General features: G+C 62.6%; 10 protein-coding genes. 6 read left to right on the top strand and 4 right to left on the bottom strand.

Features of this window, described 5'->3' with window-relative positions; genetic code table 11:
• Positions 1-220 precede the first annotated feature (220 nt).
• The 6 genes from eno (at position 221) to PSN43_RS01415 (ending at position 6810) form a co-directional block, all read left to right on the top strand.
• Entirely contained in the window at positions 221-1507 is a 1287-nt protein-coding gene (gene eno / locus PSN43_RS01440) for a phosphopyruvate hydratase (RefSeq protein WP_272698933.1), read from the top strand.
• A 246-nt stretch (positions 1508-1753) separates the two neighbouring features.
• On the top strand, positions 1754-2614 hold the full coding sequence (gene folD, locus PSN43_RS01435; RefSeq protein WP_272698932.1) for a bifunctional methylenetetrahydrofolate dehydrogenase/methenyltetrahydrofolate cyclohydrolase FolD: 861 nt from the start codon (positions 1754-1756) through the stop codon (positions 2612-2614).
• A gap of 813 nt (positions 2615-3427) precedes the next feature.
• Positions 3428-3901: a DUF2318 domain-containing protein gene (locus tag PSN43_RS01430; protein ID WP_272698931.1), complete on the top strand. Its 474-nt coding sequence runs from the start codon at positions 3428-3430 to the stop codon at positions 3899-3901.
• 8 nt (positions 3902-3909) lie between these two features.
• Positions 3910-5073, top strand: coding sequence for an ABC transporter permease (locus PSN43_RS01425; protein ID WP_272698930.1), 1164 nt, complete (start codon positions 3910-3912; stop codon positions 5071-5073).
• Between the two features lie 8 nt (positions 5074-5081).
• A complete protein-coding gene (locus PSN43_RS01420; protein ID WP_272698929.1) occupies positions 5082-5759 on the top strand; it encodes an ABC transporter ATP-binding protein in 678 nt (225 codons plus the stop codon).
• A gap of 199 nt (positions 5760-5958) precedes the next feature.
• Positions 5959-6810 carry a hypothetical protein gene (locus PSN43_RS01415; protein ID WP_272698928.1) on the top strand — a complete coding sequence of 284 codons (852 nt, stop codon included), beginning with the start codon at positions 5959-5961 and terminating at the stop codon, positions 6808-6810.
• A gap of 283 nt (positions 6811-7093) precedes the next feature.
• Here the strand turns inward: PSN43_RS01415 and PSN43_RS01410 are convergent, their stop codons facing one another.
• From PSN43_RS01410 to PSN43_RS01395, 4 genes are all read right to left on the bottom strand, one after another.
• Complete coding sequence (locus tag PSN43_RS01410) at positions 7094-8428, bottom strand: HD domain-containing protein (RefSeq protein WP_272698927.1); 1335 nt, start codon at positions 8426-8428, stop codon at positions 7094-7096.
• Positions 8429-8562: 134 nt separating this feature from the next.
• A complete protein-coding gene (locus PSN43_RS01405; protein WP_272698926.1) occupies positions 8563-9846 on the bottom strand; it encodes a dihydroorotase in 1284 nt (427 codons plus the stop codon).
• 505 nt (positions 9847-10351) lie between these two features.
• Positions 10352-11281 carry an aspartate carbamoyltransferase catalytic subunit gene (locus PSN43_RS01400; RefSeq protein WP_272698925.1) on the bottom strand — a complete coding sequence of 310 codons (930 nt, stop codon included), beginning with the start codon at positions 11279-11281 and terminating at the stop codon, positions 10352-10354.
• 22 nt (positions 11282-11303) lie between these two features.
• Positions 11304-12434: an amidohydrolase family protein gene (locus PSN43_RS01395; RefSeq protein WP_272698924.1), complete on the bottom strand. Its 1131-nt coding sequence runs from the start codon at positions 12432-12434 to the stop codon at positions 11304-11306.
• Positions 12435-12553 lie beyond the last annotated feature (119 nt).

Here is a 12553-nt window from a genome sequence, read left to right as displayed (position 1 = left end):
TCCTCCGGCCCCTGCGGAGGAAGGCCCGAACGGCGCGCTAAATGACGCTTCCCGAATGCCGTCCCGTGCCGTTTCCGTGTCGTTCTCTTCCCCTTCGAAAAATAACTGCCCATCGCCGCGCATCCGTAGTAAGGAATTGAGCATCGGGGGAAAATCCTCTAGACTCCGCCCGTTTTTCACTGTTTGCAACGTGTACAACCCTGATTTCAAGGAGTTTGATATGAGCATCATCACCGGCGTCTGGGCGCGAGAGATTCTGGACTCGCGCGGCAACCCCACCGTGGAGTGCGAAGTGATTCTGGAATCCGGCGACATCGGCCGGGCAGCCGTTCCTTCGGGCGCGTCCACCGGGTCCCGCGAGGCCCTGGAACTGCGCGACAAGGAAGAGCGTTACAACGGCAAGGGCGTGCTCCAGGCCGTTGAAAACGTGCGCGGCGAAATCGCCGGCGCCGTCATCGGCATGGACGCCGTGCGCCAGGTCACCCTGGACAACGCGCTCATCGACCTCGACGGCACCGAGAACAAGGACCGCCTGGGTGCCAACGCCATCCTCGGCGTGTCCATGGCCGCGGCCCGCGCCGCCGCCAACTACATGGGAATGCCGCTCTACCAGTACCTCGGCGGAACCAACGCCAAAGTGCTGCCCACGCCGCTCATGAACATCATCAACGGCGGCGAGCACGCTCCCAACAACCTGGACATCCAGGAGTTCATGATCATGCCCGTGGGCGCGGAGACCTTCGCCGAAGCCCTGCGCATGGGTGCGGAAATCTTCCACAACCTGAAGTCCATCCTGGCCAAGGACAAGCACGTCACCTCCGTGGGCGACGAGGGCGGCTTCGCCCCGAACCTGACCTCCCATGCCGAGGCCTTCCAGTACATCATGCGCGCCTGCGAGGCTGCCGGGTACGAACCCGGCCGCGATGTGGGCCTGGCCATCGACGCGGCCGCGTCCGAGTTCTACAAGGACGGCAAATACGTCCTGGCCGGTGAGAACAAGATTCTGACCGCCGCCGAGCTCATCGACTTCTACGACGACCTCGCCTCCCGCTTCCCGCTCATCTCCATCGAAGACGGCCTGGCCGAAAGCGACTGGGACGGCTGGGAGGCCCTGACCGACAAGCTCGGCGACCGCATCCAGCTCGTTGGCGACGACATCTTCGTCACCAACCCGGACATCCTCGCCGAAGGCATCGACCGGGGCATCTGCAACTCGATCCTCATCAAGCTCAACCAGATCGGCACGGTTTCCGAGACCCTGGACACCATCGAGCTGGCCAAGACCGCCGGGTACACCAACGTGGTCTCCCACCGCTCCGGCGAAACCGGCGACCACTTCATCGCCGACCTGGCCGTGGCCGTGAACGCGGGCCAGATCAAGACCGGCTCCCTGTGCCGTTCCGACAGGCTCGAAAAGTACAACCAGCTCCTGCGCATCGAGGAAGAGCTCGACGAGGACGGCATCTACTACGGTCCCGTCCTGGCGAGCAGCTTCTTCGAAGACTAGACGTCCGACAGATACACGAGGGGAAGAGGGAAGTCCTTTTCAACAAGGCTTTCCCTCTTCCCTTTCCTGCGCCCTCATCCGCCCGCCTTTCCTGTTTTTTCGCCGACGCTTCAATGCGAAGCCGGCCCGCACCCCGGCCCGGCTGCTTGGGAATATCATGCCCGCGGCTTGCCTTCCGCGCCCTTTTTCTCTACGTAGCGACCAGCGCTAGTACGGCATTCCAATATTTCAAACGCGGAGAGAGACATGATTCTGCTTGACGGAAAGGAAACGGCCGCGACCATTCGCGCCGAAATCAGGGAAGAGGTTGACAAGCTTGAGGCCAAGTACGGCCGCAAACCCGGACTGGCCGTGGTGCTGGTGGGCGAAGACCCGGCCAGCCAGGTCTACGTCCGCAACAAGGAACGCGCCTGCGCGGACTGCGGCATCCGGTCCATTCCCCATCGGCTCGAAACGGCCAGCCAGCATGAGCTGGAAGGCCTTATCCAGGAACTCAACCGCGACGTCACCGTGGACGGCATCCTGGTCCAGCTGCCCCTACCCAAGGGACTGGATTCCCAGAAAATTCTCGACCTCATCGACCCGGACAAAGACGTGGACGGCTTCCACCCTGTCAACGTGGGCAAGATGTCCCTGGGCCTGCCCGGCTTCAAGCCCTGCACCCCGGCCGGCGTCATCAACCTGCTCAAACGCTACGGCCTCGATCCCGCCTGCAAGAAGGCCGTGGTCATCGGCCGCTCCAACATCGTGGGCAAGCCCCTGGCGATGATGCTCTCCCAGAGCGGCCCCTGCGCCAACGCCACCGTGACCCTGTGCCACTCCCGCACCGCCAACCTCAAGGCCGAATGCCTCGAAGCCGACTACGTCTTCGCCGCCATCGGCCAACCCAACTTCGTCACCGCCGACATGGTCAAGGAAGGCGCGGTCGTCGTCGACGTGGGCATCAACCGCACCGACGAGGGACTCGCGGGCGACTGCGACTTCGAGGGCCTCAAGGACAAGGTCCACGCCATCACCCCGGTCCCGGGCGGCGTCGGCCCCATGACCATCGCCCAGCTCATGGTCAACACCCTCGAAGCCTTCAAAATGCACGTGGGCGCGGAATAACCGCACCCCGCTTCATATTCGATCGCAGGAGGCCGGAGAAATCCGGCCTCTTTTTTGTTTCCGCGCCTACTGAAAAAACTGGCGTAACCCGCGCGGCGGCTAGCCCCATGAAAAATGAATTAAAAACAATAAATCCAAAGTGTTTTCTTATTCCAGACCTCACAAGTCCACTTTTTTGACTTTCCGGGCGGGAGAATATAGAAAGCAGTAATGCGAATCGTTCTGAAAACGGCGTTATGCATTCTCCTCGTTGCGGGCCTGTTCATTCATCCCGCCGCGTTTGCGAAGACCGTCCCGTTCGGGGACGCGGCTTGCTCCGGGCAGGCCGGATGCGCCCACTGCGCCCAAAAAGATTCGCCTCACCCCATGCCGATGCATGGGAAAACCTCGGTTCCGAGCGGGTCCTGTTGCCCCGCGCCTTCTCCGGCCCAGGCCGCCGTCGATGCGGACTGCATCTGCTCGCATGTCCCCGGAACGCCGCTTGCCGATGCGGCGCGGCACGCTCCCGCCCCCACGGCAAAACAGCTCGTCGCCCTCCACCGGGCCGATGACGCCTGGACCGGCCGCAGGGCGGCCCCTCTGCCCAGCCTGATTGGCATAAGGCTTGCGCGAAGCGGTCCCTCGCCGCGGCACGGCCTTTTCCTTCGCACCATGTCCTTTAGAATTTAGACTCCCCGCGTCCCGACGCCCGTACTTCCCTTTCCGATCCATTTGCCCGTTTCCCGTCCGAACAAGCCGGGAAACTCGATATTCCCCATTGGGATAGACCGCTTTGCGCAGGCATTGCGCCGCGCAGTCACGCGAGGAGATACAATGCAACTTTACCGATTCACTCGAAATATCGCTTTTTGTCTGGCCGTCGTCACGGCCGCAGTCCTTTGGACTTCCACCAACTCCATGGCCTTCAACCTGTTCGGCGACGGCTACGAAACCGTCACCCCCAAAGAAGGAGCCGTCGTCATCCCCGTCGACAAGGTAGATGACGGCGACATCCACTATTACAAGCTCGCCGACAACGGCAAGGACATCCGGTTCTTCCTGCTGCAAAGCAACGACGGGGAGATCAGGGCGGCCTTCGACGCCTGCGACGTCTGCTACGAGTCCCGCAAGGGCTACAGCCTCGTCGGCGAATTCGTGCGGTGCAACAACTGCGGTATGCGCTTTCACTCAAGCCGCATAAACGTGGTCGAAGGCGGCTGCAACCCGGCTCCGCTGAAACGGACCCGGGATGACGCCTTCGTGCGCATCCAAACGGCGGACATCCTGTCCGGCGCGCGGTTCTTCTAGGAGCGGCCATGAACATACTGACCATTCCCCTGCGGAATTCACGGCGCAAACCATGGCGGACCGGGCTGCTGACGCTCGTGTTCACCCTGGGCGTGATGAGCGTGGTCTCCCTGGACGACGTTTCGCGCGTCATCGGCGACAGCCTGGAAAAGAAACTGACGGCCTATGGCGCGAACATCCTCGTGGCCCCCAAGGAGGAAACGCTGGCCGTTTCCTACGGCGGCTTCACCTTGGGCGCCATGAACATGGGAGAACATTCCCTGTCGGGCGCGGAAACGGTTGAAGCCGTCCGGTCCATCGGCCTCAAGGACCGCATAGCGGCGGTCGCCCCCAAGTTCATCACCTCAACGGCAATCCGCGGCCACCGCGTCGGCGTCGTGGGCGTTCATTGGCGGGACGAACTCGGCATAAAGAGCTATTGGGCGCTCGACGGAACGTATCCCAAGGCGGAAAGGGACCTGATCGCGGGTTCGGTGGCGGCTTCCCGGCTGGGACTCGGCATCGGCGACGCGGTGCAACTCGGCGGCGACGCCTATACGGTCACCGGCATACTGCACCAGACCGGCGACGACGACGACAAGATGCTCATCACGGACCTCGCCTCGTTGCAGCGAACCATGGACGCGCCAAACCGCATCCATTTCGTGGAGGTGTCCGCTCTCTGCTCCGGCTGCCCCATCGAAGACATCGTCGCCCAGATACGGGAAGCCCTGCCGGAGATGCGCGTCACAGCCCTTCAGAGCGTGGTCAAGCAGCGCATGTATTCCGTCACCTTCGTCAAGGACCTCGCCATGATCGTCAGCCTCGTCATCCTCCTGACGGCTTCGGCCATGGTCGGCATTTCCATGCTGTCCGCCGTAAACGAGCGGAAAAAGGAAATCGGCATCCTGCGCTCCCTCGGCTATTCCCGGGGGCAGGTGTTCGCCATCTTCTGCGTGGAGGCGTTTTTCATAGGCGTGCTGGCCGGAGCCGTGGGCTATGCGGCAGGCTATGCCGTCTCCTTCCGCATATTGGATGTCCTGGACGTGGCCGCCGGCGCGGACGTCGCCTTCAACTGGCTGCGATACGGCGGCGTCTGCGGCGTCATCGCCTGCCTGTCCGTGACCGCGGCCCTCATCCCCGCATGGAAGGCTTCCAAGGTGGAGCCCTCCGAAGCCCTGCTCAGCCTGTAGGAGACGACATGATTAAAGCTGAAAACATATCCAAGACGTTTAACGGCCAAGGAGCTCCGACCAAGGCTCTCGTGAATGTCTCCCTGACCGTGGAGGAAGGAGAGTTCGTTTCCGTTGTCGGGAGGTCCGGATCGGGAAAGACGACCTTGCTGCACATCCTTTCCACCTTGCAGAAACCGGACTCGGGCAGCCTGGTCTACAACAACGCCGACATCGTGCGGGTCGAGGAAGGGAAGTTGAACACCATCCGGCACAAGGACTTCGCCGTGATCTTCCAATTCCACCATCTGCTGCCGTACCTCACGGTGTTGGAAAACGCCTTGCTGCCCTTCATGAACGGATTGCGGCCGGTCCCCCGCCAGCGCGTCGAGGAAGCCCGGCAATGCCTTGAGCGCGTCGGCCTGGGCGGAAAATGGAACCGCCTGCCCTCCATGCTTTCGGGCGGCGAGCAGCAACGGGCCGCCATCGCGCGGGCGCTGGTCAAAAAAGCGCGTTGCCTTTTCGCGGACGAACCCACGGGCAGCCTGGACAAGGCCACTGGCGAGGAAATCCTGCGCCTGCTGAAGGACCTCAACAAGGACGGACTCGCAGTGGTGATGGTAACCCACGATCCGCAGTACGCGGCCTATGCCGACACCGTCGTCGAGATGGAAGACGGCGCGATCAAAAGCATCGCCAGACAATAGGCGTCGTCGGAACGAAAGGTTTCCCTGCCGCCCGAATCCGCCGTCCTGAGGCGCAACACGTTCGAAAACGGGTCCCTGTCCGCAAGCTCGGGCAGGGACCTGTTCCCCGAAAACCAAATATTCGTTTTTCGGGGGCCGGGGGTATAAAGAATTGCCGGGGCCTTCCGATAAAGCAGGCATGATTATCTCCGGCGCACATATGAACTACGGGTTCATGCACACGCTCAAGACGCGGGCCGACCAGGGCGAGGACCTGGGGAACGCGTCCAAGCTGCTGGACGACAGCCATGGGCTGCGCCTGGGGCAGATCGCCGTGTCCAACCCGGCCAAGGACGGGCTGACCCCGGCGGCCAGGGCCCTGGCCCAGGCTCCGGGCCAGGCGGGCAAGCTGTCCGAGGATTTCCCCCGCACGCTGGGTGAGACCTTCGCCAACGAGATCATTCGCCGCATGGGCGACGTCACCGACGAAAACGGCGAGCCCAAGGACACCGACGGACTGCGCGACCAGCTCGCTTCCACCATGGACTGGCTGCGTGAGCGGTTCGGCGACGATACGGCCGCCGCTGCCGCCGGGATGATCGTCCAGGCCACCGCCTCCGGCGTGAACGAGGACACCTTGGGCAACGGCCTGCTCAACGTCCTCAAGTTCATCGACCGCAATTTCGGCGTCGCTGCGGGCGACTCGGCCATCGCCCAATTCAATTCCGGCATCAACACGGCCCTGAACGAGTTTTTCGACAACGGGCAAAACGAAATTTTCCATGTTGCCGAGGCTTCCGGCGGCGATTCAGCCACCCAGGACGTCAATGCCCGCTTCTTCCTCAAGGCGGCCCAAGCCTCGAACTCGGCCGACACCGATCCCCTGGACGAACTCAACGATCTTCTGGAGCAACTCAAGGGCGAACTCGACAACGTAGCCCAGCTTCAGGACCTGACCACCCGGCTTGAAGCGCGGTTCAATCCAGCCAAGGCGAGCATGAGCCAAGCCCTGGAAGCCTATCAGGCAGTGCCCGGCGACGCCGCCCCGCAGCTGGCCAGCGTAACGGTCTAGACCCCATTTCCGCGCTTTCTGCAAGCCGGCTCGAAAGAGTCGGCTTTTTTTTGTGCTCCGCCGCTCCCCAAGGGGACTTCCTCCTCCCGCCCCCCTGCCGCCTATCCCGCGCCCCACAGGGCGGCAATGGGGGTACAAGAGGGCGCTCCCCTTGCCCGCCGAAGGCGAAGTCACCCGGCCTCCCCGCCGCAGGCGGTTTCAACTTCCTTCCTCACCCACAAAAAAACACCGCCCCTGCCGACATGGGCAGAGGCGGTGCGTATTGAGCTTGATACGGGCCGGACTAGTACAGGCGGTGTTCGTCCACGTAATCGAGAACAAACCGCTCGGCCTCCTCAAGGGTGGCCACATCGTCGCGGACCTGGGCTTCAAGAAGCTGGTCGCGAATCTTGCCGATGGCCGGACCGGGCTTGAGCTTGGCCAGCTCCATGATCCGGTTGCCGTCGAGCAGCGGTTCGAGTTCGAGGTCCGGGATGTCGGCACGTTCGGCCATCTTGAGGTTGTGGTTGAATTCACGCCAGGAGCCGTTGCGCGCCTTGATGTCGGCGCGGACCATCTCCATGATGCGCGGGTATTCGTCCAGCGAGCGCAACCGGCGGATGCCCTTGTCGGTGAGCATGAAGTGGGGGCGCATATGGTTCTGGACGAGATCGCAGATGAGATCGATGTCATGCTCCTCGAAACGGAGGCGCTTGAGGACCTTGCGGGCGACCTTGGCGCCCACGCGGTGATGCTGGAGGAAATTCCAGCGGTCGTCGTAGAATTCGGCGGTGTAGAGCTTGCCGATGTCGTGGAACAGACAGGCCACGGTGCCGAACCAGTCGAAGGGAAGCTCCTCGGGGTAGACCTTCATGACGTCCAGGGTGTGCTCCAGGACGGTCTCCTCGGTGCCCTCTTCGGGATTCTTGATCTGCCACACGCGGGACAGGGCCGCGATCTCCGGGATGAGCCCGTGCAGGAGCATGGAATCGAAGAGCAGGCCGAAGAACTTGTGCATGGACTCGGCCTCGACCTTGCGCCACTCGTCCAGGAAGTCGGACATGGGCACGTAGTCGAGCACGCGGCGGGAGTTGCGCACGATGGCTATCCAGGTGTTGGCCTCGATTTCCTTGTCGAAGTTGGCCGCAAAGCGCATGGCGCGGTAGGCCAGGGAGTAATCCTTTTTCAACGCCTGATCGGGCATTCCCTTGAAGCGGATCTGCCCCTCGGTGAAGTCCGCGAAATCGGCGTAGGTCTCCTTGGCCCGGGGGATGAACGGACAGACGGCGGACAGGGGAATGTCGCCGCGCCGCTCAAGCCGCTTCATCAGCCGGGGGGTCATGGTGGAGACCACCTCGTCGGTGTAGGCGGCCACTTCGGTGGACGCGGGGTAGAAATAGTAGGTCACGCCCCCTTCCACGAGAGTGCCGAGGATTCCCTTGTCGCCGGATTCCTCCATGGTGGGGAAGTATTTCTTCAACTCGTCGAACGTGGCCTCGGTGCAAATGTCCAGTTCCTGCTCGTTGCCCGTTTCGTCCAGGGTAAGCGCCTGGAGCCGGGCATTGATGATATATGCGTCAAACCCGTTGCGCATGATGGTTTTGCAAAAGCCGACAGCATCTTTGAAAGGCTGGCTCATATCATTCCTCTCTCGGCCGTCCTGGAAGGTTCGAAAAGGACGGCCTCACTTTGAATCGTTAGCTGGCCGCGCCGCGAAAAAAAGGCATCGCTCCGGCGCGGTTCCCGGCCCTGTTAGGTCGCCGGGAAATCCTGCTATACAACCTTTTTGCCCGCAATGAAATGGGTTTTTACCCGCCCCTTCAGAACGGAGCCGAGCAGGGGCGTGTTCTTTCCCTTGGAATGCAGGGTGCCGGGAGCGACGGTCCATTCCTCGTCCTCGTCGAACAGGAAGAAGTCCGCCGGGTCGCCGGGATTGAACGTGTTCACGGGCAGCTTGAAGATGGAGCACGGAGCCGTGGTCCAGGCGCGGACAAAGGCCTCGCGCGTGAGCACGCCGTCACGGACCAATCCCCAGGTCACGGAAAGAGCCGTGTCCAGACCAGTGATGCCGCAAGGGGCCACGTCGAACTCGGTCTCCTTCTCGTAGCCCGCATGGGGCGCGTGGTCCGTGGCCAGGCAATCGATGGTCCCGTCGTTCAGGGCCTCGATCATGGCCTGCCGGTCATCCTCGGTGCGCAGGGGCGGGTTGACCTTGGCCAGCGCGTCGAATTCCGTGGCCTCGGCTTCGAGAATATCCTCGGTCATGGTCAGGTAATGGGGCGTGGTCTCGGCCGAAATCTTCACCCCGCGCGACTTGGCGAAGCGGATGAGGTCGGCCGACCGGCGGCAGGAAATGTGCGCCAGATGAATAGGCAAATCCAGGTATTCCGCGAGCAGGATGTCCCGCGCCACCTGCATGGCCTCGGCCACGTCGGGCTGTCCGGGCAGACCCAGGCGGCTGGACACCTCGCCCTCGTTGACGCCCGCGCCCACACCCAGATACGGGTCCTCGCAGTGGTCGATGACCACGCGGTCCCAATCGGAGGCGTATTCCACGGCCAGGCGGAATATCTTGGTGGACTCCACAGGCACGCCGTCGTTGGAGAAGGCGGCGCATCCGGCCCCGGCCAGTTCGGCCATGGGCGCGAGCTCCTTGCCCTGAAGCCCCTTGGTCAGCGCGCCGATGGGGAACAGCCGCGGGCCGTCGGGCCAGTGCTTGCGCGCCTTGTCGAGCATGAACTCGGTGACCGCGCCGTTGTCGTTCACCGGCTTGGTGTTGGCCATGCACATGATGTTGGAAAACCCGCCCCAGGCGGCTGCCCGCAGGCCGGATTCCACGTCTTCCTTGTATTCGAAGCCCGGCTCGCGCAGATGCACATGCACGTCGGTCATTGATGGCAAAAGGGTCAGCCCGAAGGCCTCCTCCACCACGGCGTCACCCGCGTCGAGGGTCTCGGCCGAGGGCTTCACTTCCGTTATTTTGCCGCCGGAAACAAAGACGTCCACATCCTGTCCGTCCAATTTGGCTCGTCTGACAATCAAATCCATCTTGGCCATGTCTGCCTCCTGTGTATGCCTCCGGCGGCCCTGCCGGGGGCCCCTCCGGGGGCCTAAGAACCTTTTGGAAAAGGTTCTTAGGAATCTCCAAAACTTTTTGCGCCGCTTCGCGGGGTCTTTCGTCCGCTAAGGTTCGGCCTTTCAAACGGTCAATTTCGCCGAAGGCGGCTTAGGGATTCCAAAGGGGGCACGCCCCTTTGGCCGCCGGAGGCGAAGTCATCCGACTACGCCGCCACGGGCGGCATCCCCGCTCCCTATTCTTCTGTATGCCTCCGGCGGCCCTGCCGGGGGCCCCTCCGGGGGCCTAAGAACCTTTTGAAAAAGGTTCTTAGGAATCTCCAAAACTTTTTGTGCCGCTTCGCGGGATTTTTCGTCCGCGAAGGTTCGGCCTTTCAAACGGTCAATTTCGCCGAAGGCGGCATAGGGATTCCAAAGGGGGCACGCCCCTTTGGCCGCCGGAGGCGAAGTCATCCGACTACGCCGCCACGGGCGGCATCCCCGCTCCTTATTCTTCGCCTTTCCTGGTCATATAGAGGAACAGCAGGGCCATGCGCACGACCACGCCGCTGGCCACCTGATCGAGAATCAGGGAATTGGCGGTGTCGGCCAGCTCGGAGCTGATTTCCACGCCCCGGTTCAGGGGGCCGGGATGCATGATGCGCACGTCCGGATTCGCCAGCTCCACATGCTTCATGCCCAGCCCGTAGGTCCTGGCGTACTCGCGCAGATCGGGCAGCAGGCCGTCCTTCTGGCGTTCAAGCTGCAACCGCAGGCACATGACGGCGTCCACGCCCCTGACCGCCTCGTCCAGATCGGAGTAGACCTCGACCGGCCACGTTTTCAACGCCGGGGGCAGGAGGGTGCGCGGACCGCAGAGCCTGACCTTCGCGCCGAGCATGTTCAGCAGGATGACGTTGGAGCGTGCCACGCGGCTGTGGGCGATATCGCCGAGAATAAGAATGGTCTTGCCGTTCAGGTCGCCCCACTCCTGGTGCAGGGTGAAGGAGTCCAGAAGGGCCTGGGTGGGATGCGCGTGCCTGCCGTCGCCGGCGTTGATGACCGAGCATTCCAGCCGATCGGCCATGAATCGGGCCGCGCCCGAGCACCAGTGCCGGATGACGATAGCGTCCGGGGCCATGGCCTGGAGGGTCAGGGCGGTGTCCTTGAGGGACTCGCCCTTGGTCAGGCTGGACGAGCTTTTTGCCAACGAGAAGGTATCGGCGGACAGCCGCTTTCCGGCCACGTCGAAGCTCGTCTTGGTGCGCGTGCTCGGTTCGGCGAAGAAGAGCACCACGCTGCGGCCCTTGAGGGTGGGCACCTTTTTGACCGGCCGTTCCTGCAATTCCTGGAAACGTCCCGCCGTCTCGAAGATCGCCATGACCTCCGCCTTGGAAAGCTGGGACACGTCCAGCAGGTCCTTGTGTAACCATTTCATGTCGTTTCTGCCTCCGACAATCCTAGAATAACGCTTGTAGGGTATCCGGCACCAGGGCGAAGGAAGCGACCTTGCCCGGTTCCAGCGTGCCGAGGGTGTTGCCCGCGCCCAGGATGCGCGCCGGGTTGCGGGTCACCATGGCGAGCACGTCCTCCAGGGACAGCCCGCCGTCGAAATTTTCCTTGAGATACAGAGCCTCGTTCCACAAATCGAGATCGGTGTTGGAGGCCAGGGAGTCCGTTCCCAAACAAAGCGGTGCGCCCGAGGCGAACCATTTTTCCCACGGGGCGCGGCCCACGCCGATGAACTCGTTGGAGCGCGGGCACAGGCAGACCGTGGCCCCGGATTCGCGCACGGCGGCGATGTCCTCGTCCGTGACCTTGACGCAATGCACGGCCAGGGTGGTCTCGTCGAGCAGCCCGAGATCCAGGGCCTGCCGGACCGGGCGTTTTTTCGGCGGTTCGAAGTCGAGCAGACGGCCGCGAGCCTGGAGCAGATCCAGGAAGGCGCTCGGTTCCCCGGCCATGATGGCGACCTCGTCGTCATGCTCGGCCAGGTGAAGTGAAAAGGGCAGCCCCCTCTCCCGGCTCTCCTTCTTGGCGGCGCGGAGCACGTCCCGATGGGTGGTGTACAGGGAATGCCCTGCCACGGACAGAAATCCGGCTTCGAACTCGCCCGAGGGAATGAAGGTCTTCTTCGGCACGGTCTCGCCGATGGCCTCGCAGAAAACCGCGAAAAAAAGGCCGGATGCGGCAAGCATTCCGGCCATCTCCTTGGCGAAACGGGTGGCGATATCCCCTACCATGACGGTCCCGGTCCGCTTCAATTCCTTCACGGCCTCGTCCAGGGCGTCCGGTTCGAGATCAAATATGGGCTGCTTGAGCAGATTTTCCACCCAGACGACGAATCCGCGGCCAGACGGGCACTTGCCCCGCAGGTGGGCCAGTTCGAGATGGGAGTGGGCGTTGACCAGGCCCGGACAAAGAAAAACGTCCCCGAGATCGAGAACGTCGCCGGTATGAGTTCGGCCCAGGGAAGCGAAGGCGCCGACCTCCCTGATGATTCCTTCCTCGACGAGAATGGCCGCGTCCTCAATGACGGGCGCGCCGGGTATCATGGTCGCGGCTTTGGCCGCGCGAATGAGTTCAACCATCCGGTTTAACGTGCTCCCCTGCTTCGGTTTCATGTCTTCGGTAATGTGTCCGCGCACGGACTGAAGATATTTCGTAGTATGTTTTCAGGTGAAGGTCCACACATATCGGACGGGTTCCG

The sequence above is a fragment of the Desulfovibrio sp. Fe33 genome, from assembly GCF_028532725.1.
GTDB lineage: Bacteria > Desulfobacterota > Desulfovibrionia > Desulfovibrionales > Desulfovibrionaceae > Pseudodesulfovibrio.
This window is presented reverse-complemented; position numbering and strand designations above follow the sequence as displayed.

Excerpts from the sequence above, each read along its gene's own strand:
- folD (WP_272698932.1), top strand. The coding sequence starts at position 1,754 with ATGATTCTGCTTGACGGAAAGGAAACGGCCGCGACCATTCGCGCCGAA.
- PSN43_RS01415 (WP_272698928.1), top strand. The coding sequence starts at position 5,959 with ATGAACTACGGGTTCATGCACACGCTCAAGACGCGGGCCGACCAGGGC.
- PSN43_RS01425 (WP_272698930.1), top strand. The coding sequence starts at position 3,910 with ATGAACATACTGACCATTCCCCTGCGGAATTCACGGCGCAAACCATGG.
- PSN43_RS01400 (WP_272698925.1), bottom strand. The coding sequence starts at position 11,281 with ATGAAATGGTTACACAAGGACCTGCTGGACGTGTCCCAGCTTTCCAAG.
- PSN43_RS01420 (WP_272698929.1), top strand. The coding sequence starts at position 5,082 with ATGATTAAAGCTGAAAACATATCCAAGACGTTTAACGGCCAAGGAGCT.
- PSN43_RS01405 (WP_272698926.1), bottom strand. The coding sequence starts at position 9,846 with ATGGCCAAGATGGATTTGATTGTCAGACGAGCCAAATTGGACGGACAG.
- eno (WP_272698933.1), top strand. The coding sequence starts at position 221 with ATGAGCATCATCACCGGCGTCTGGGCGCGAGAGATTCTGGACTCGCGC.
- PSN43_RS01410 (WP_272698927.1), bottom strand. The coding sequence starts at position 8,428 with ATGAGCCAGCCTTTCAAAGATGCTGTCGGCTTTTGCAAAACCATCATG.
- PSN43_RS01430 (WP_272698931.1), top strand. The coding sequence starts at position 3,428 with ATGCAACTTTACCGATTCACTCGAAATATCGCTTTTTGTCTGGCCGTC.
- PSN43_RS01395 (WP_272698924.1), bottom strand. The coding sequence starts at position 12,434 with ATGGTTGAACTCATTCGCGCGGCCAAAGCCGCGACCATGATACCCGGC.